The sequence below is a fragment of the Listeria grandensis genome (assembly GCF_014322885.1).
Taxonomy (GTDB): domain Bacteria; phylum Bacillota; class Bacilli; order Lactobacillales; family Listeriaceae; genus Listeria_A; species Listeria_A grandensis.
The window spans coordinates 198,352-216,571 of sequence record NZ_JAASUG010000002.1; the positions used below are offsets into that span (position 1 = coordinate 198,352).

At 41.4% G+C, this 18,220-nt stretch carries 21 protein-coding genes and 2 tRNA genes; 15 read left to right on the top strand and 8 right to left on the bottom strand.

The window, feature by feature from the left end:
- Window positions 1–117: 117 nt before the first annotated feature.
- The 3 genes from HCJ54_RS03565 (at window position 118) to HCJ54_RS03575 (ending at window position 3,485) form a co-directional block, all read left to right on the top strand.
- Window positions 118–1,308, top strand: coding sequence for a PrsW family glutamic-type intramembrane protease (locus HCJ54_RS03565; protein ID WP_187136666.1), 1,191 nt, complete (start codon window positions 118–120; stop codon window positions 1,306–1,308).
- Between the two features lie 105 nt (window positions 1,309–1,413).
- Window positions 1,414–2,241, top strand: a complete 828-nt coding sequence (proB, locus tag HCJ54_RS03570; RefSeq protein ID WP_187136667.1) for a glutamate 5-kinase — start codon at window positions 1,414–1,416, stop codon at window positions 2,239–2,241.
- Window positions 2,238–3,485: a glutamate-5-semialdehyde dehydrogenase gene (locus HCJ54_RS03575; protein ID WP_187136668.1), complete on the top strand. Its 1,248-nt coding sequence runs from the start codon at window positions 2,238–2,240 to the stop codon at window positions 3,483–3,485. The genes proB and HCJ54_RS03575 overlap by 4 nt, the downstream gene beginning before the upstream one ends.
- Before the next feature lie 46 nt (window positions 3,486–3,531).
- Here the strand turns inward: HCJ54_RS03575 and HCJ54_RS03580 are convergent, their stop codons facing one another.
- Window positions 3,532–4,446 (bottom strand): alpha/beta fold hydrolase, encoded by a 915-nt coding sequence (locus tag HCJ54_RS03580; RefSeq protein ID WP_187136669.1) that lies wholly within the window; start codon window positions 4,444–4,446, stop codon window positions 3,532–3,534.
- 164 nt (window positions 4,447–4,610) lie between these two features.
- Here HCJ54_RS03580 and HCJ54_RS03585 point away from each other — a divergent pair, with 164 nt between their 5' ends.
- Both HCJ54_RS03585 and HCJ54_RS03590 read left to right on the top strand, forming a co-directional pair.
- Window positions 4,611–5,075 (top strand): hypothetical protein, encoded by a 465-nt coding sequence (locus HCJ54_RS03585; protein ID WP_187136670.1) that lies wholly within the window; start codon window positions 4,611–4,613, stop codon window positions 5,073–5,075.
- Window positions 5,076–5,230: 155 nt separating this feature from the next.
- Complete coding sequence (locus HCJ54_RS03590; protein WP_187136671.1) at window positions 5,231–5,860, top strand: DUF1361 domain-containing protein; 630 nt, start codon at window positions 5,231–5,233, stop codon at window positions 5,858–5,860.
- A gap of 222 nt (window positions 5,861–6,082) precedes the next feature.
- Here the strand turns inward: HCJ54_RS03590 and HCJ54_RS03595 are convergent, their stop codons facing one another.
- The gene (locus tag HCJ54_RS03595) at window positions 6,083–6,406 is read right to left on the bottom strand and encodes an AzlD domain-containing protein (RefSeq protein WP_185408799.1); all 324 of its coding nucleotides are present in this window, start codon (window positions 6,404–6,406) and stop codon (window positions 6,083–6,085) included.
- Window positions 6,403–7,107 (bottom strand): AzlC family ABC transporter permease, encoded by a 705-nt coding sequence (locus tag HCJ54_RS03600; protein ID WP_222712950.1) that lies wholly within the window; start codon window positions 7,105–7,107, stop codon window positions 6,403–6,405. The genes HCJ54_RS03595 and HCJ54_RS03600 overlap by 4 nt, the downstream gene beginning before the upstream one ends.
- A 147-nt stretch (window positions 7,108–7,254) precedes the next feature.
- On the opposite strand from HCJ54_RS03600, the gene HCJ54_RS03605 reads away from it, so the two are divergent.
- The 3 genes from HCJ54_RS03605 to HCJ54_RS03615 are packed head-to-tail and all read left to right on the top strand — an operon-like array spanning window position 7,255 to window position 8,931.
- Window positions 7,255–7,830 (top strand): TetR/AcrR family transcriptional regulator, encoded by a 576-nt coding sequence (locus HCJ54_RS03605; protein WP_187136672.1) that lies wholly within the window; start codon window positions 7,255–7,257, stop codon window positions 7,828–7,830.
- A gap of 3 nt (window positions 7,831–7,833) precedes the next feature.
- A complete protein-coding gene (locus HCJ54_RS03610) occupies window positions 7,834–8,475 on the top strand; it encodes a FusB/FusC family EF-G-binding protein (protein ID WP_187136673.1) in 642 nt (213 codons plus the stop codon).
- 42 nt (window positions 8,476–8,517) lie between these two features.
- On the top strand, window positions 8,518–8,931 hold the full coding sequence (locus tag HCJ54_RS03615) for a VOC family protein (RefSeq protein ID WP_187136674.1): 414 nt from the start codon (window positions 8,518–8,520) through the stop codon (window positions 8,929–8,931).
- A 25-nt stretch (window positions 8,932–8,956) separates the two neighbouring features.
- Here HCJ54_RS03615 and HCJ54_RS03620 read toward each other — a convergent pair whose 3' ends face one another.
- Window positions 8,957–9,421, bottom strand: coding sequence for a hypothetical protein (locus tag HCJ54_RS03620; protein WP_187136675.1), 465 nt, complete (start codon window positions 9,419–9,421; stop codon window positions 8,957–8,959).
- Window positions 9,422–9,609: 188 nt separating this feature from the next.
- On the opposite strand from HCJ54_RS03620, the gene HCJ54_RS03625 reads away from it, so the two are divergent.
- A tRNA-Ser gene (locus tag HCJ54_RS03625) sits at window positions 9,610–9,699 on the top strand.
- Between the two features lie 83 nt (window positions 9,700–9,782).
- On the opposite strand, the gene ybaK is transcribed toward HCJ54_RS03625, so the two are convergent.
- Together ybaK and HCJ54_RS03635 are read right to left on the bottom strand one after the other, a co-directional pair.
- Entirely contained in the window at window positions 9,783–10,295 is a 513-nt protein-coding gene (gene ybaK, locus HCJ54_RS03630) for a Cys-tRNA(Pro) deacylase (protein WP_187136676.1), read from the bottom strand.
- Between the two features lie 67 nt (window positions 10,296–10,362).
- Window positions 10,363–10,818: a YslB family protein gene (locus HCJ54_RS03635; RefSeq protein WP_187136677.1), complete on the bottom strand. Its 456-nt coding sequence runs from the start codon at window positions 10,816–10,818 to the stop codon at window positions 10,363–10,365.
- Window positions 10,819–11,022: 204 nt separating this feature from the next.
- On the opposite strand from HCJ54_RS03635, the gene racE reads away from it, so the two are divergent.
- From racE to HCJ54_RS03665, 6 genes are all read left to right on the top strand, one after another.
- Window positions 11,023–11,847: a glutamate racemase gene (racE, locus tag HCJ54_RS03640; protein WP_187136678.1), complete on the top strand. Its 825-nt coding sequence runs from the start codon at window positions 11,023–11,025 to the stop codon at window positions 11,845–11,847.
- Entirely contained in the window at window positions 11,837–12,586 is a 750-nt protein-coding gene (gene rph, locus HCJ54_RS03645; protein ID WP_187136679.1) for a ribonuclease PH, read from the top strand. The genes racE and rph overlap by 11 nt, the downstream gene beginning before the upstream one ends.
- A complete protein-coding gene (locus HCJ54_RS03650) occupies window positions 12,583–13,188 on the top strand; it encodes an XTP/dITP diphosphatase (protein WP_185525428.1) in 606 nt (201 codons plus the stop codon). Before rph ends, HCJ54_RS03650 begins: the two co-directional genes overlap by 4 nt.
- A 31-nt stretch (window positions 13,189–13,219) precedes the next feature.
- Entirely contained in the window at window positions 13,220–13,744 is a 525-nt protein-coding gene (locus HCJ54_RS03655; protein WP_036065233.1) for a metallophosphoesterase, read from the top strand.
- Between the two features lie 148 nt (window positions 13,745–13,892).
- Window positions 13,893–13,966, top strand: a tRNA-Arg gene (locus tag HCJ54_RS03660).
- A 314-nt stretch (window positions 13,967–14,280) separates the two neighbouring features.
- A complete protein-coding gene (locus HCJ54_RS03665) occupies window positions 14,281–15,000 on the top strand; it encodes a DUF6270 domain-containing protein (RefSeq protein WP_187136680.1) in 720 nt (239 codons plus the stop codon).
- 104 nt (window positions 15,001–15,104) lie between these two features.
- On the opposite strand, the gene HCJ54_RS03670 is transcribed toward HCJ54_RS03665, so the two are convergent.
- Complete coding sequence (locus HCJ54_RS03670) at window positions 15,105–16,319, bottom strand: aspartate kinase (RefSeq protein WP_187136681.1); 1,215 nt, start codon at window positions 16,317–16,319, stop codon at window positions 15,105–15,107.
- Between the two features lie 12 nt (window positions 16,320–16,331).
- On the bottom strand, window positions 16,332–18,131 hold the full coding sequence (uvrC, locus tag HCJ54_RS03675; RefSeq protein ID WP_185525431.1) for an excinuclease ABC subunit UvrC: 1,800 nt from the start codon (window positions 18,129–18,131) through the stop codon (window positions 16,332–16,334).
- Window positions 18,132–18,220: the final 89 nt, after the last annotated feature.

Consider the following 18,220-nt stretch of genomic DNA (forward strand, 5'->3'; position numbering starts at 1 on the left):
ACTAACATTCTAAAACCAAAAAACAAATTCGTTTTTTCTTAATTATGACGTTTCAACCTATTCATTTTGTGGAATTAGAGGGAGAGACTATAAATATAGATAAGGGAGGCGATCCATTTGTCTCATTGGTTTTTTCAAAAAAATGACAAGACAATTGGTCCACTGACAGATTATGAACTCAGAACACTCTACAAAAGAAAGGAGTTAACAGATGAAACAAAGGTAAAGCAAGAGGAGAACGGCACATGGATTCTTCTAAAAGATAGCCCCATTTTCCAAGCTTTACACCACACAACTGATGCCCACACAAGCTCTGCAAAGAACACCAATCACCATCCTCATGAAAAAAATGGCGCCCAACATTTAGGTTTAGGAGATGTTTTTTCAGATATATTTAAGAAACATCCTAAATCAGATAGTGAGAAGGTTTTTATTGCCGGAACAATTTACACAACGCCGAAAGAAGAAGAAATTGCATCTTCATGGACGCGACCATTTCTGTTTTCTCGCGTATTTTTTGCGCTAGCTATTACTTATTTATTGTTACTTGCTTGTACTTATATTTTTTCCAACTCCAATACCATTCCCGGCTTAATGGTAATCGGATCGTTCGCGGTACCGTTTTCTGTTCTTGTACTGTTTTTTGAAATCAATGCACCGCGGAATATTAGTTTCTTCGATGTACTGAAGATGTTCTTCATTGGTGGTGTTGCGGCACTTGTTGCCACGCTCATCTTATACGATTTAATTCCTGTTGGTAAGCTGAACTATTTCAATGCCTTCTTAGTTGGAATTATTGAAGAAACTGGGAAAATGGTGATTGTCGCCCTCTTCATCGTGGCATTGAAACCAAAATATATTTTGAACGGCTTACTTATTGGGGCAGCTGTTGGTGCCGGTTTCGCATCCTTTGAATCGCTCGGTTATGCGTTTAATTACAGTATCGAAGCCGCAGCCGTATTTAAAAATCTTCATTTCGCTGGTGATACGATGCTAAATATCATTTTCTCTCGCGGTTGGCAGTCGATTGGCGGACATGTTGTCTGGGCAGCGATTTCCGGTGCAGCACTTATGATTGCCATGGGATCTGATCCGAAACTAAAAATGCGCCACATATTTAGCGGCAAATTCTTAAGCCTCTTCATCATTCCAATCGGGCTTCACTTCCTGTGGGATTGCCCATGGAATCCTCTACCACAGATTGCGTTCAAACAAATTCTACTCATCGTGGTCGTTTGGATTGTTATTTTCTACCTTATCAATAAAGGGTTACGCCAAATCTCAGCTAAAAAAGTTGCGAAAGCGTAAATTCCGAACCCATTCTATCTTTTTTGCTAGAATGGGTTTTTTTGTGCCTCAAAATAGTGTACAATGAATGGATATAATTTGACTTTAAAAAGGAGAATCGTCCCTATGCGTGCATCTTTAAAGAATAGCAAACGGATCGTCGTCAAAGTCGGTACAAGTACGTTGATGTATCCAAATGGCAATGTAAATTTACGCACTATTGAAAAATTAGCAATGGTACTCAGCGACCTTTGCAACGAAGGAAAAGAAGTGGTTCTTGTGTCGTCTGGTGCCATTGGTGTAGGCTGTCACAAATTACAACTTCCCGAACGCCCCACCACCATTCCAGAACAACAAGCGATTGCAGCCGTGGGTCAAAGTGAGCTGATGCATATCTACAGCAAGTTTTTCGGTGAATATGGGCATACGGTCGGCCAAGTCCTGTTAACACGCGATGTGATCGATTATCCAATCAGCCGTAAAAACGTCATCAACACCTTCAATATGCTCATCGAAAAAGGCATCGTCCCTATCGTTAACGAAAATGACACCGTCGCTATCGAAGAAATTGAGCACTTAACAAAATTCGGCGACAATGATCGTTTATCTGCAATTGTACTTGAGGTCATTCAAGCAGATCTACTGATTATGTTATCTGATATCGACGGTTTTTACGATAGTAATCCGAATGAGTTCCCTGATTCCACTATGTTTACAGAGATTAATCAAATTACACCCGAACTACAAGCGCTTGCTGGGGGGAAAGGTTCTGCTTTTGGAACTGGTGGTATGTTTACAAAGCTCGCCGCAGCTGAAAAAGTATTGAAGAATGGTGGGAAAATGGTGTTAACAAACGGGAACAATCCGAGTGTTATTTTTGATATCATAAACGGGGATGCTATTGGCACGCTTTTTGCGACAAAACAGTTAGTAAAGGGGGAAAATAGAACATGAGCGAACTGATTCAAAAGGGAAAACAAGCAAAAGAAGCCGCGCTAACTCTAGCTCAAGCAAAAACAAAGGCAAAAAATCAGGCCTTATCTGATCTAGCTACGTCACTTATCGCGAATACCGAGCTTATTTTAGCAGCTAACGAAAAAGATTTAGAGCAAGCTTCTGAAAATGGCGTGCGCGATGCAATGCTCGACCGGTTGCGACTTAACAAGCAACGCGTGGCAGATATCGCAGAAGGCGTTCGACAAGTAGCGTCTCTCGCTGATCCGATTGGCGAAGTGATGCATATGTGGAAAAACGAGGCCGAATTAACAATTGGGAAACAGCGTGTACCACTCGGTGTCATTGGCATCATTTACGAATCACGACCAAACGTAACCGTAGACGCCGCTGTCCTTTGCTTTAAAACAGGGAATGCTACTATTTTACGCGGTGGAAGCGAGGCCTTCCATTCTAATCTTGCTTTAGTAAGTGTCATTCGTGATTCGCTTACCAACTCAGGATTCCCAGCAGATGCTGTACAAATTGTTGAAAATACATCGCGAGAAACGGCTCAAGAACTAATGCGACTAAATCGCTATCTTGATGTACTCATCCCTCGTGGAAGCGCACGCTTGATTCAAGCTGTCCTTGAAACTGCCACCGTTCCTGTCATCGAAACCGGAACTGGCAATTGCCATGTTTATATCGATAAAGATGCGCAATTAGAGATGGCCACAAAGATTATTGTCAATGCCAAAGCTAGTCGCCCTTCTGTTTGCAACGCTGCCGAAACGCTACTCATACATGAAGACGTTGCTGCTGATTTTCTCCCGTCCATTATCGCCAAACTCCGCACCGAAAAAGTGGAAGTTCGCGGAGATAAAACGGTTGCCACAATCGTCTCTGATGTCATTCCTGCTGTGGAACTAGATTGGGAAACCGAATATGCCGATTATATTTTGGCTATTAAAGTTGTCACAAGCGTTGATGCTGCTATCGCGCATATCAATCACTACGGCACAAAACATTCTGAGGCAATTGTCACCGATAATTATTTTACCAGCCAAAAATTCCTCCAACAAGTCGATGCTGCAGCGGTTTATGTCAATGCATCTACCCGTTTCACAGACGGTTTCGAATTCGGTTTTGGGGCTGAAATCGGTATCAGTACGCAAAAACTACATGCGCGCGGTCCGATGGGATTAAACGAACTTACCTCTACAAAATATATCATTTATGGGGAAGGTCAAATCCGCGAATAACAAAAAATCGATGCTACGCACTAAGCTGCAAGCATCGATTTTTTTGTTATATTTGTTGTCTGTACCAACCTGAAACATCTTCAAAAACCTGTTCTTTATTTATTTCATTGGTGAGCTCATGTCTGGCATCTTCGTATATTTTCAGCGTCACATCTTCCACACCGGCCCGTTCGTATTTCACCGCTAATTTGGGCACGTCCTTACCGAGATGTCCTACCGGGTCTTTACTCCCCGAAATAAGCAATAACGGCAGTTCTTTCGGCGTACCCCGAATCGTCTTCTCATTTTGCGATTGCTCCACACCGCGTAATAAACTATGATAAAAACCTAAGGAACCGATGACTTGACCGCCAAACGGATCTGCCATATAAGCCTGGTGAACTTCCCGATCTCGTGAAAGCCAGCTAAATGGATGTTTTTCCTTCGCAAATTCGTGATTAAAGCCGTAAAATGATAATTTATGCAGCACCTTGCTACGCCTCGTCGCATTTTTCTGCGCTCTAAATCTGGCGTACAATAGCCCTGTTTTCAAAAGCGGATCTGGCTGCAAGCCGCTACCCGCGAGGACTGTCGCATCAACTTTGTATTGCGTAATCAAAACACGTGCCACAAAACTACCCATGCTATGTCCGAAAAGCAGATGGGGTAGATCGGGATAACGCGCTTTCACAAAATCAGCGACGGAAACCTCATCTGATACCATCGCATCAAAACCGTCTGGAAAAGGTAAATGCCCAAGCCCTGCCTCGTCTGACGCACTCTTACCAAACCCTCGATGATCGTCTGCAATCGCAATGAACCCTTGACTGTTTAAATAGCGTGCAAATTGACTATATCTTGCGCCATGCTCCCCCATTCCATGCACGATTTGGACAATGCCGATTGGATCTGCTACCTCTTCCCAAATATGTACGTGCAAAGGTAAATTATCATGTGTCGTTATTTTTAATTCTGTGTGCATCGTATCCCTCCTCTTTCCATCCTAAATTTATTATACAGCACTTAACCTTCCATACCCAAATATTCCTATCGGTACACTATCCAGTCTCCATTTTTTCTGTTACTTTTTTCACTTGTTCACCTAATCACAACATGTTAAAATAGAGCTATGAAGGAGATGTTGACATGATGAATGATATCGCGCATTTACAAATGTTTGACTATTGTTTAAAGAAATATGGTAACAAAGAGCTCTTCGCTAATACACGTATGGTTGTAGAGATCGACGGCAAGCTCTGGACAGGCGATTTTTTGATATTGGAGGATTGCCATATTATCGAGGTGGACTGGGCTGATAATGGCTACACGAACGTAGAGCTGACACGTGAGTCGATTAATCCTACTTTTGATGAAGCTATTCACGTGTCGAATGTGAATGTCAGTCAAAATCGCATCGATGCAAAAATTGCTTCGCTCAAACAACCGGAAATACTGTATCAGGAAATCAAACGTTTTGTCGGTACGATCGATAACAGTTCGACTGATCTAAAACCACTTTTATACAATGCGTATTGTTTAGATACACGTGTAAAGTTACCATTTTTGGATATCGCAAATAAAGACATGCAAGTGGTTTCCTTAACGGTGTAATAGTTCAAGAACGGCGGCTTTTCATGGCTGCCGTTCTTTTTACGCCAAACTTACAATTTTGTCACATAAAAAACTAGTTTTGTCATCTGGATCGATGTTTTTAAGCGGCTCCTATTTGGTAAAATAGTAATTTAGAAATGGAGCGATGGAACGTGATGAAATGGTGCAGAATTTTTCTGATTATGTATTTTATATATATTATTTATGTGTTAGATGGGTATTTTTTCTTAATTTTAAACGTATTGTTAGCTTACATACCGCTTGAACTGGCAGCCTTTGTGTATCGTAAAAAGAGAAGCCCTTATCTTTTTTGGCCAGTCGCTTTTTTATGGCTATTATTTTTTCCGAATGCGCCGTATTTGTTAACCGATTTCTTTCATCTAGAAAATTTACGTATTAACGCCGCCCAAATTGGTGTCTTCTCGAACCATCCTCATATTTGGGAGAGGTTTACTGTCATGACCGTCGGCGTTTTCTTTGGACTATACACCGGTTTTGTATCTTTGAAATGGATGCTAGATGAATGGATGATCCGCTGGAAATCAGCGAGTACCCTGTTTTATTGGGCAACGTTTGGTGGGCTTACAATTCTTTCTGGCTACGCTATTTATTTAGGCCGATTCGCCCGACTACATTCCGTTTATTTGTTCACTGACCCACTGCGTTCGCTACAACAAATGCTGGATGCCTTTTCTTATCCCATGCTTTATTTTGTAATCTGTTTTATCGTGATCCAAACGCTTATATACCTCATATTTTTAAAATTCCCGGATAAAAAAGACTAGTGAGCAAGCTCACTAGTCTTTTTTATTGATCATCGGGTGTGGATTTGCACCACACAAACTCATATTTAAATCTTCATTTGTTTAAATGTACTTTATACTGTTGCTCTGCTTCGAAGTTCTTTGCAACTAAATGCGTCTACCTATTCCGCCACCGATAATGTTAAATTAACAACGGTAACTATTATACCATGCCCTTTATTTTTATGCAAGTCTTTTTTGCAGCTAGAAGATAAATCGTAATAATGCCATCAGGATAACTCCTAGAATAACTGTCCAAAGCAGACTTCTTGTAAGGAGCGAAATCACGAGTGTACAGATGACTGCAATAAGCTCCAGCCAATGGATTTGAAATCCTGTCGATCCGTTTGTCATGAAGCTTTCGATGATCAGGGCACTAAATATGCAGAGCGGGATATAGCTGAGCCACTTTAACATCGGTTCGGGGATTTCCATATTCCGCATCATTAAAAATGGTAACATCCGAGGTATTGCGGTAACGAGAGAACAACCAAGTAATAGGAGAAGGAATGAATAGCTGATACTCATCGGTCTGTCACCACCCCAATAGTAGCTACGATTAAGGTCGAAAGCACTACAGCAACATTGGTTGTCACGATGAAGGAGAGACCAATCATACAAATAAGCATGTATGTAATCAGCATCACAATATGCCTTATCTTCGTTTTAGGAACACTCTGTAGCTGAAAAACAAATAAAGCAACAAACATCGCTGTGAGTGCAAAATCAAGTCCTAAGACGTTCGGATTTGGAATGAGTTTCCCAACAAGTCCGCCGAGTGTACAGGACGCAATCCAGACAATGTAAGCCGTAATATTTAGTCCGTTCATCCAAGCGGCATAAATCGGCTCTTTCTTCGCCAGTTTTATTGCTGCGACGCCAAAAGATTCATCTGTCACCAACAGGCTGATACCGATATTTTTTAACATGGCATCTTTTTGAAAATGCGGTGCTAATGTCGCCCCAAGTAACAGATGGCGGAAATTGACGATGAAAGTCGTCACAACGATAGCAAGCGTCGTGCTATTAGTAAGCAACATCGCACAAATAATAAACTGCGCTGCTCCCGCATAAACAAAAATCGCAAGTAATGTAATTTCTAAAACACTCAAATGGGCTGCTACACCGGCAACACCTGCAGCAATACCAATGCTTATGTATCCTAGTAGCGTTGGAATACAATCCCGAACGCCTTGTTTAAAAGTAATATTCCCTGCTTCTTCTGACAATTCAATCCCTCCTTTTCTTTCATATCCTATCAGAATCTACAAGGTTTGACCAGTGCGCTGTTGACTTTTTAACCATTTCATTTTATACTAACTTTATAAAATGACTCCGAAGTCAAAATATGACTCGCGTTTAAAGGAGAGCTCTAAATGAATTGGAAGGAACAGCAAAAATACGACCGAGAACAGCTAATACTAGCACAGGCTGAAACAATGCTAACACAAAACATGGACGGTACGATTAATATGGATGAACTGGCTCTTGCTGTTGGTATTTCTAAGGGAACACTTTATAATCATTTCACAAACAAAGATGCGATCATTGCTCGAATTTTAGAGCGTAATGCCCAGAATTTCCTTAAAATGATGCGCGAGACAATGATCAATGTGGATGACAGCACATTGCGTATCAAAACACTGATTCACACGATTAGTCGCAACCCCTATTTCATTTTAGTGTTACAAAATAAGCCTGATAGGACAAAGAAAACAGAGCTCACTTCCATTTTCGAGAAGATTTACGAGGAGTTGGCAATTCTTTTTAAGCATTTGCAAACACAGAACATACTTGATTCTGTCTATCCGACTACATTTCTAGTTTCGTATTTTATTCATTTATTTGATCCTGCTATCTTTGATCATCTATTACAAGAAGGCGTATTGGAAGATCAGATTATCGCCTTAACCGAGCGTTTTTTCTTCCAGGGAACGCAAAAGGAGAGTTAAACCATGAAACCATTTATAACAAATGTGAATTACCATTTCATTTTAAAACAGGCGATGAACGCTTTTTATGGCGCTCAAAATACAAATGATGAAGGTGTCAAAAATGCACTTCGGTTTTCATGTATTGATAAAGCAACGGCTATTTTCGATACATTGGACAGCGAGCAAGAGCAACTAATCGGAGAGATTTTCCATATTCGCTCCGAAGAGCATTTAGAAAAGTATGATGCAACATTACAAGATTTTCTCCTCCCCTTCCCTACCATTGATGACGCGGTTGTGAAAAAACTCTTTCCGAAAGCGAAGAAATTGAAAGCTCCGACAATATCACCCGAGGAAATGGCACGACTTGTATTTCTAGGCTGGAATGACACTGGCGCACAGAAGAAATTTATTATCGCTCCATATAAAGAGCAATTAACTGGCATACAAGGTAATTTCACACCTATAGCAAAAAAAGGTATCTGCGCCTTTTGCCACGAAAATGGGCGTGTCGGTTTATTTAAAGCAGATATTAAAACAAAGGGGAATACCGATCAATATCGTGCAGTGGGACAATATATTTGCGCAGACAGCATAGCATGTAGTACGCAAATGAAGGATCGTACAAAGCTTGATGAGTTTATTGGTGTCTTAAAATCGTGAGTTCGGGTATACTATTATATATAAAATAAAGGAGGTAGAAAAATGGCAACACAACCAAAAATGCTCTTTGTTAATTTAGCAGTAAAAGATCTTGATAAGTCGGTGGAATTCTTCACTGCGCTTGGTTTCGAATTTAATCCTCAATTTACAGACGAAAACGCAACATGCATGATCTTGAATGAAAATACGTTCATCATGTTACTTGTCGAAAAATTCTTCCAAAATTTCACGAAAAAAGAAATTGCGGATTCAACAAAAACAACAGAAGCGATAATCGCCATCTCCGCAGATGATCGCGCTGGTGTAGACGAAATTGTTGAAAAAGCCCTTGCTGCTGGCGGGACGGTTTCTAACGATAAAACGGACGAAGGTTTCATGTATAGCTGGAGCTTCCAAGATATTGATGGACACCTTTGGGAAGTTGTCTATATGGACCCTAGCGCAGTTAACGGCTAAGATAAAAAACGATGGGAATCAGATCCTATCGTTTTTTTGCGTACCCATAATGATGCGTGTACCCCTGTAAGATAAGCGGCATGATTATTTCATGAAAATCATTCAGTTCTTCCATATAGTAATCAATTTCTTGCTTTGCAATACCTAATGAGCTTTCCTCGTTACGTTTTTTTAGGAAGGTTTCTGTTGCCTCTTCAAAAGAATAGCGATTGCGGATAGCATCTGCCACAGTCAGCCCATTTTGCGCCTCTGTTTTCCCTAGATTATAGTAGTCTAATTGTGAGTAGCTCCCCCCACTAACTGCCTTCAAGCTATTGGCCACAGTCGCTACAATACGAGGTCGGTACACTGCAATGAAATCCGGATGTTGTCGTAAAATTTCCCTGGCTAGATTTTTTGTATAATAATTGTCAAACCAAAAATCAGCAAACCGAAAAATCTCCTTTGCTAAGAGCTTCGTTATTTCCGTTGATATCAGCTTTTCATGCATTATTCTCCACCTTTTGGTTATAAGACATACGATTATTGTACTTTTATTTCTAATTGGATGCAATATCTTTTAGCTACTTTATCGCTTCTTTCTGGCAATAAAGCACTCGGTTGAAAAATTTATGAAAAAATGTTGATTTATATCTTGGCAAACCAACATTTTCATGATACAATAATTCTTGTGCTTATGGAGGAATACCCAAGTTTGGCTGAAGGGATCGGTCTTGAAAACCGACAGGCGGGTAAGACCGCGCGGGGGTTCGAATCCCTCTTCCTCCTTTTTAAATAATATGTGTGAAAACAGATCTATGTTAATCATAGATCTGTTTTTTTATTCTAATTTTCGAATGTAAAGACGCCCATCAAATGCGCGAATGATGGGCGTCTTTATTGCTTATTGAGACAAACGAGGCATTGACTGCTTTCGCTAAGTCATACGGATTGATGCCTACTTGAAAACCTCTTTTTCCCGCGGAGATTAAAATACTGTCTTGTGACATTGCCTGATCTGCGATAAAAGTTGGAAATAGCCTTTTCATGCCAATCGGTGAACAACCGCCACGTATGTATCCTGTCGTTGCTTCCAAGTCTTTCATCGGTAACATCTCTATCTTTTTATTATGACTTGCCTTGGCTAATTGTTTCAGATCTAATGCTTCATTCCCTGGAATACACGCCACGACGATACCCGTTTTGTCTCCTTTTGTCACCAATGTTTTATAGATTTCGTCCGGCGGTACGTTTAAATCATGCGCCACCGTGACGGCATCCATGTGTTTATCGTGAAATGGAATTTGATGCAATTCGTAAGCTATCTTTTTTTGATCTAAAATTCTGCCAACATTGGTTTTAGGAATTTTTTTATTATGCGCCATGTGCCCTTCCCTCCAAATGAAAACAGGTATTCCATCGCGCTTTTAGAATACCTGTTGCCGTTTAAATTTAACTGACAATTTCTCCATCGGAAACAATTTCTTTACGATCCCATTTCACAATGATTTTGACTGTCTTTTTACGTTTATCGACTTCCTCATAGCTCTCTGTGTACAATTTCTTTTGATGCTGGATTTGTTCGGCGATAAAGCCAGCTTCGAGTTTGAATATCACATTGCTGTCATTGTCTAGGCGTAAAGCGACCATTTCGCCACTTAAAATCAGATGCATTTCATCTTTCTTTTCGGTAGTCACTGCGAGGTCTCCAAACGAAGCTCGCGCAAAAAAGTCCGCAAGCTCATCTAGCGTCTCTAACGGGTATTTCCGCGCGAGTTCTTTGCCAGCCCAATATAAAATATGCGGCGCCTCTTCACCTAACACATTTGGCAACAGCGTATCGCGAATTAGTTCGTAGCCAAATACTGGTATCATTTTTTCGTTTACAATTTCTTCATTTTCTGCCATTTACAATACCCCGCTTTCTTCTTTGTTTATTATACCCAGAAAACCCGCAAAATAGAAACATCAACCTATAAAATTCGCAAAAAAAAACTGAAAATCCATCAAAAAACTTGCGAAAACGCTTAAAAAATACGAAAATGGAGAGTATAATGTAAAACTATAGTATACTAATAAGAAGATGAAAATAAAGAAATTGAGGCGAAACGTGTGAAAAGAGCAATTGGTTTTATTGATTCGGGTGTTGGCGGACTGACGGTTGTTAAAGAAGTCCTGAAACAGCTCCCCCACGAACAAATATATTATCTCGGTGACACCGCACGTTGCCCGTATGGACCGCGTGATAGTAAGGAAGTAAATCAATTTACTTGGGAAATGACGAATTTTCTCGTCGATCGCAATATAAAAATGCTCGTCATCGCTTGTAACACCGCGACCGCGGCAGCATTAACTGACATTCGGGCAAAATTAGATATCCCGGTTATCGGCGTCATTCAGCCTGGTTCAAGAGCAGCATTAAAGGCAAGTCGCAACAACCGCATCGGCGTACTCGGCACGATTGGGACGGTTCAAAGCATGGCTTACCCGAAGGCTCTAAGAGGGCTGAACCGGCGTGTAGAAGTTGATTCGCTCGCCTGCCCCAAATTTGTGTCTGTCGTTGAAAGCCGTGAATATAAAAGCGCGATCGCTAAAAAAATCGTTGCAGAGTCTCTCCTACCATTAAAAAGCACCAAAATTGATACGATCATTCTTGGCTGTACACATTATCCGCTACTCAAAACATTGATTGAAAATTTTATGGGATCGGATGTTGCTGTCATAAATTCTGGAGAGGAAACGGCGAGTGAAGTCAGCGCTTTACTGGATTATCATGACCTTTTAGACCATGACGACATCGGTGTGAATCACCGGTTTTTCACGACTGGCTCGGTCTCTATTTTTCAAGATATTGCGGAAGATTGGTTAGATATTCCTGACATGCAGGTGGAACATATTAAATTAGGAAATGAAAAGGGTGTTAGACATGAGATTTGATGGAAGAGAAAAAGATGCATTACGCCAAGTTGAAATGATTCCTGGGTACATAAAGCATCCAGAAGGCTCGATTTTAATTACAGTCGGCGATACGAAAGTGATTTGTTCCGCATCTGTGGAAGATCGGGTACCACCATTTATGCGCGGAGAAGGTCGCGGCTGGGTTTCTGCGGAATACGCGATGTTGCCTCGTGCAACGGAACGCCGGAATATCCGTGAATCCTCTAAAGGAAAAGTAACAGGAAGGACGATGGAAATCCAACGGCTGATTGGCCGTTCTTTGCGTGCTGTTGTCGATTTAGACGCGCTTGGAGAACGCACTATTTGGCTGGATTGTGATGTAATTCAAGCAGATGGTGGAACGCGGACTGCCTCTATTACTGGCGCTTTTGTGGCGATGGCACTCGCGATTACCAAACTACACGAAGCGGCTCCGTTTGCAAAATTCCCGATCAAAGATTTCCTTGCTGCAACAAGTGTGGGCTTACTTGAAAATGGCGACACAGCGCTTGATTTGAACTACGTAGAAGACAGTGCAGCGGCTGTGGACATGAATCTCGTGATGACTGGCGCTGGACGTTTTGTCGAACTCCAAGGAACCGGCGAAGAAGCAACATTTTCCGAAAGCGAGTTAAGCGAACTTTTAACTCTGGGCAAAAAAGGAATTGGAGAACTCGTGACCTTGCAAAAAGAAATACTCGGTGCGACAGCGGGTTTGATCGGAGGCGTCGAACAATGAAAAAGTTGGTCATTGCGACAAACAACGTAGGCAAAGCGCAGGAATTTGAGAAGTTATTCGGTGCACATGGCATTGAAATTTTGACACTGGCTGATTTTCCGGAGATTGGTGAAATTGAAGAAACTGGGACGACATTCGCTGAGAATGCAGCGTTAAAAGCCGAAACAGTAGCTAATCAAATTGGGCAGGTCGTGATTGGCGACGATTCAGGATTGATCGTCGATGCTTTAGACGGCGCGCCAGGCGTCTATTCTGCGCGCTATGCAGGAAACCAACATAATGATGCCGATAATAACGAAAAGCTGATGAAAGAGCTCAGAGACGTGCCAAAATCGGCGCGCCAAGCTCGTTTCCACTGCACACTTGCTATTGCATTTCCTGGCGAAGCAACGCAATTTTTCACAGGAGAATGTGAAGGAGAAATCTTAGCGTTACCACAAGGCAAAAACGGATTTGGTTACGATCCCCTCTTTTACCTTCCTGAATTTGATAAATCTATGGCTGAAATTACCCCTGACCAGAAAAACAAAATAAGCCATCGCGGAAAAGCTTTAGAAAAAGTTGCGAAAAATATAGACCAATTGCTTGAAAAGATTGTATAATAGGAAAGTAACGAAGATGGGGGAGAATAATTTGAAATTACTAGTAGTCAGTGACAGTCATCACGAACGCGACTGTCTCATCCATTTAAAAGAGAAATATGAAGGTAAAGTTGACGCGATGATTCACTGTGGGGATTCTGAACTTGAAAAAGACGATCCAGCGATGCAAGGATTCCATACCGTTCGAGGAAATTGTGATTTCGGTTCGGACTACCCGAATGATTGGGTCGGCGAAGTAGATGGATATCGGATCTTCACAACACACGGTCACCTGTATAATATTAAAATGACGCTGATGAATTTGCGCTACCGTGCTCGTGAATTAAATGCTGATTTTGTTTTCTTTGGTCATTCCCATGAACTAGGCGTTGATATGCTGGATAACACGATTATTCTGAATCCTGGTAGTATTTCGCTTCCAAGAGGACGTGTTCATGATAAGACCTATACACTGATTGAAGCAACAGATGAAGGCGTAATAATTCGCTTTATGACGATTGATGATATCGAATTAACCGAGCTAACACAGACATTCCCGCTAGTGAAGAACAATTAAGTTTTTCCAGCGGGTAAGACAGTTAAAACTATTAAAAATGGATAAACTTGCAGTAATATGAATATTTTTTAAGAATATCACTCAAAACCATTGACAAATCCGCGAATACATCATAAAATGATACTTGGCTGTGAAAATTGTATAGCGTGTCCTGATAGCTCAGCTGGATAGAGCAACGGCCTTCTAAGCCGTCGGTCGGGGGTTCGAATCCCTCTCAGGACGTTAATTGAAACTACTGGAAACAGTGGTTTTTTTATTTCCAGTTGAAATTGTCTGCGCTTCTTTCCTTCTCATTCCGCTCCCTTCTTAAGAAAGCGCTATCTTTTTTATAAAATTTAAATATTTATTCATATTTTATCTACAGACAAGCTAGCTCATATCTTGTAATATTGAAGTCCAACCTCCGATTTTCTTCACTATCAGAGGTTTTTTTAATTTCAAACTACTAACAAATTTTACTCTATCCATTTGTCGATAAATGCGAATTAATCCCATTTCAATAAAAAAGCGCGATCTAGAAAGGAGAATTATACTTAATGTCACAGGTTAGAAAAATAGCTGTTTATGGAAGTTGTTTTAGTCGTAATTTTCTAAATTCAGCACCCTACTTTAATCCAACATATAAGTCGTACTTTAAATGTGTTTGCACACGGTTTCACGCCCCTTTCGTACCTATCCAACAAGATAAAATCGAGACAGATACTTCCTTTTCAAAAAAGAAAAAGCAGTTTGTAAAGGAGAGCTCTGAAAAAATATTTTTTAAAACCATGAGGAAAACTACACCAGATTATCTGCTTATTGATCTTTATGCGGATGCTCTAAAAAGTGTTTCTTTTGTCTCGGGGAAAATCATGGAGACATCGCCTAGCAGCAAAATGAGTGTTATTCAGCAAAATCTTCGTTCAGATTATCAGCAAGAATGGCGCGCCAAGCTGTGCGAATACAAGTCACGATTAATAGATGGTATGGAAGAGGAACAAATCATATTAAATCGTTGTCAGTTGACGAAAACGTACTATGACCTTAACAGAGAAATTATGTCGTATAGTGCCACCGAAACGATAGAAAGATGTAATCAGTTTTGGGACGAATTAAATAGCATTTTTATGCAAGTATTCCCACTATCAAAAGTTTTAGATATGCGAGAAAGTGGATATATTGGTGATATTTCCTACCCCTTTGGTCATGCTGTATCACATTATGAAAGTGCCTATTATCAACATATGATGATGAGATTAAAACAACTAACGAAATAAAGGAGAGCATGATTTCCGAATGCCGTAACCCACATCCGTTCACATGCTCCCATTAAGAAATACGATTATAAATATACATTAAACGTGTAGTCTAACCAGTTCCATCAATCTTCCAACTCAAACCTATCATGCAACACTTGTGCGGCTTTGATCATCTTCTTCTCATCCACCACGGTCGAAACCTTGATTTCCGATGTACTGATCATTTTAATGGCAACATCATTATCTGTCAATGCCTCAAACATATGCGCCGCAACACCTGGATTGGATACCATCCCTGAACCAACAATGGACACTTTTGCCAATTTCTGTTCGGATTCTAGCTTCGCGTATTGCAACACTTCTTGGTATTCTTCCAACACCGCTAGCGTCTCTAGCAGCGCCTTTGTTTTAATCGTGAAGGAAAGGTTTCCGTGGCCAAGCCCTGTAATGCCTTGAATAATAATATCCACATCAATATTATGATCTGCGAGTGTTGTAAACACTTTCGATACACGCATGTTTTCTTTTTTATCCCAGTGAATCGTCACGCGGGTTATTTTATCTTCAAATGCGATCCCTCGCACGACTTTCGTATTTTCCAAGGTCATTTCCTCCTCAATCATCGTTCCTACTTCGGTTTCATGGCTGGCGCGAACTTCCAGCGGGATGCGATAATTCTTCGCATATTCCACTGCTCGCGGATGCAAAACACCTGCGCCTAGATTGGCCAATTCTAGCATTTCATCATAGGTTACTTGGTCTAGCTTCCGCGCCTTTTTGATGTAGCGTGGATCGGTCGTGAAAACGCCAATGACATCTGTGCAAATGCTACATTTATCGGCCTCAAGCGCTGCGGCGAGGGCTACTGCTGTCGTATCCGAGCCACCTCTTCCAAGCGTTGTGATTTCTCGTTCGGAGCTCACGCCTTGGAATCCTGCAACGATCACGATTTGGCCTTTGTCTAGTGCATCTTGAATCGTTTCAGTATCGATATCCAGAATCCGCGCATTGCTTGCAACAGCTTCGGTTGTGATGCCTGCTTGCCAGCCAGTAAAGGAGACAGCTTCATAATTTTTTTCATGGAGCGCCATGGATAGCAACGATATTGTGACTTGCTCGCCAGTCGAGAGTAACATGTCCATTTCACGCTTGCTCGGCTTATCACTGACTTCTAGCGCCATATCAACGAGGCGGTCTGTCGATTTTCCCATTGCAGAAACTACTATGACCACCTGATTTCCCTTTTCAAATTCGCGGATCGCTTGGTCTGCTGTTTTTTTGATTTTTTCGATCGTGCCCACTGAGGTTCCACCGAATTTTAAAACTACTCTTCCCAAAAAATACCCCTCCTATTTTGGTTTTTCTTCGTTCATTTTTGCAAATTTCGCGTGTACTGCTTCCGCCACAGCAATCGGTACGCCTGCTTCTTTTATCTCTTCGACGGTGGCCGCTTTGAGTTTTTTCATCGAGCCAAAATGTTTTAAAATTGTTTTTTTGCGGCCTGGTCCAACGCCTGGAATGCCGTCAAGTAATGATTGGAAGCCTGTTTTGCTTCGTAGTTGGCGGTGGAATGTGATCGCAAACCTGTGGACTTCATCTTGGATTCGTTGCAGTAAATAGAATTCCTGGCTGTTGCGGTGCAGTTGAACGACGGCCAATGGATCGCCGAACAGGAGCTGACTAGTTTTGTGTTTGCTATCCTTCGCTAGCCCTGCGACCGGAATATCCAGCCCCAACTCGTTGACTAGCACATCTTTTGCACTATCGATCTGCCCTTTTCCACCATCAATCAAAATTAAATCAGGAAGTGGCAAGCCTTCTTTGAGCACGCGCCAATAGCGACGACGTACAACTTCGCGCATCGTGGCGTAGTCATCCGGGCCAACAACGGTTTTTATTTTATACTTGCGGTAATCGTTTTTACTTGGTCGTCCGTCAAGGAAGGTAATCATCGCGGAAACAGGATCGGTTCCGTAGATATTGGAGTTATCAAAAGCCTCAATTCGGTTTGGCGTCGGAATTCCCATCGCCTCGCCTAGCCGTTCTGTCGCGCCAACTGTCCGTTCCTCATTTCGCTCCAGTAGCAGGAATTTCTCATTTAATGCGATTTTAGCATTCTTATATGCAAGTTTCACCAGATCCTTCTTGTTACCACGTTTTGGCACAAGAATTTTCGTGTTCGGCAACAGCGCTTGAATCGCCTCTTCATCCACATCATCTGGCAAAAAAATCTCCTGTGGTGGAATATGGTTGGTTTTCTGATAAAATTGCCCGATAAACGTGAGGAAATCCTCATCCGCATCACTATAAAATGGAAACTGAGAAACATCGCGCTCAATCAATTTTCCTTGGCGAATAAAGAAGACCTGCACGCACATCCAGCCTTTGTCAATCGCATAGCCGAACACATCGCGATCCACAAAATCGTTCATGGTCATTTTCTGTTTCTCCATCGTCGTTTCAATCGCGGTAATCTGATCACGGTATTCCGCTGCTTTTTCGAATTCCATAGACTCTGCTGCTTCTTGCATCCGCCCCTGCAAATCTTGTTTCACTTCTTTATAACCACCGTTTAAGAATTGCACAATTTCATCCGTCATCGTTTTATACGTATCCGCCTCGACCTTAAATACGCACGGTGCTAAACACTGACCTAAGTGATAGTACAGACAAACCTTGTTTGGCATCGTCGTACATTTGCGAAGTGGATAAAGCCGATCCAGAATTTTCTTCGTCTCATTTGCCGCATACACATTCGGATATGGCCCGAAGTACTTTCCTTTATCCCGCTTGACTTTACGTGTAATAATCAGCCGCGGATGGCGTTCGTTGGTAATTTTGATGAACGGGTAAGTTTTGTCATCTTTTAACATAATATTGTACCGCGGATCATGTTTCTTAATTAAATTTATTTCGAGTAACAAAGCCTCCACATTCGAAGATGTTACAATATATTCAAAATCACGAATTTCTTGAACTAAACGCTGGGTTTTCCCGTCATGCGAACCCGTAAAATAAGACCGCACGCGATTCTTCAAAATTTTTGCCTTACCGACATAAATAATCGTGCCCTGTTGGTCTTTCATCAAGTAACAACCAGGCTGATCAGGTAAAAAGGCAAGCTTATTTCGGATATGTTCTGTCGTCATTTCTATCACTCCAAATTACAGGCTTTACTTCCAGCGTGACGACAAACACTCACTTTTGCCTAGAAATTGAGTATTTGTCGCCACACTGC

Bases quoted from the DNA above. Each gene is read 5' to 3' on its own strand.
- ybaK (WP_187136676.1), bottom strand. From the start codon at position 10,295: ATGGCGCATAATAAAAAAATTCCTAAAACCAATGTTGGCAGAATTTTA.
- HCJ54_RS03585 (WP_187136670.1), top strand. From the start codon at position 4,611: ATGATGAATGATATCGCGCATTTACAAATGTTTGACTATTGTTTAAAG.
- HCJ54_RS03650 (WP_185525428.1), top strand. From the start codon at position 12,583: ATGAAAAAGTTGGTCATTGCGACAAACAACGTAGGCAAAGCGCAGGAA.
- HCJ54_RS03635 (WP_187136677.1), bottom strand. From the start codon at position 10,818: ATGGCAGAAAATGAAGAAATTGTAAACGAAAAAATGATACCAGTATTT.
- HCJ54_RS03610 (WP_187136673.1), top strand. From the start codon at position 7,834: ATGAAACCATTTATAACAAATGTGAATTACCATTTCATTTTAAAACAG.
- HCJ54_RS03605 (WP_187136672.1), top strand. From the start codon at position 7,255: ATGAATTGGAAGGAACAGCAAAAATACGACCGAGAACAGCTAATACTA.
- HCJ54_RS03665 (WP_187136680.1), top strand. From the start codon at position 14,281: ATGTCACAGGTTAGAAAAATAGCTGTTTATGGAAGTTGTTTTAGTCGT.
- HCJ54_RS03620 (WP_187136675.1), bottom strand. From the start codon at position 9,421: ATGCATGAAAAGCTGATATCAACGGAAATAACGAAGCTCTTAGCAAAG.
- HCJ54_RS03580 (WP_187136669.1), bottom strand. From the start codon at position 4,446: ATGCACACAGAATTAAAAATAACGACACATGATAATTTACCTTTGCAC.
- HCJ54_RS03575 (WP_187136668.1), top strand. From the start codon at position 2,238: ATGAGCGAACTGATTCAAAAGGGAAAACAAGCAAAAGAAGCCGCGCTA.
- HCJ54_RS03595 (WP_185408799.1), bottom strand. From the start codon at position 6,406: ATGAGTATCAGCTATTCATTCCTTCTCCTATTACTTGGTTGTTCTCTC.
- rph (WP_187136679.1), top strand. From the start codon at position 11,837: ATGAGATTTGATGGAAGAGAAAAAGATGCATTACGCCAAGTTGAAATG.
- HCJ54_RS03615 (WP_187136674.1), top strand. From the start codon at position 8,518: ATGGCAACACAACCAAAAATGCTCTTTGTTAATTTAGCAGTAAAAGAT.
- uvrC (WP_185525431.1), bottom strand. From the start codon at position 18,131: ATGACGACAGAACATATCCGAAATAAGCTTGCCTTTTTACCTGATCAG.
- proB (WP_187136667.1), top strand. From the start codon at position 1,414: ATGCGTGCATCTTTAAAGAATAGCAAACGGATCGTCGTCAAAGTCGGT.
- HCJ54_RS03590 (WP_187136671.1), top strand. From the start codon at position 5,231: ATGAAATGGTGCAGAATTTTTCTGATTATGTATTTTATATATATTATT.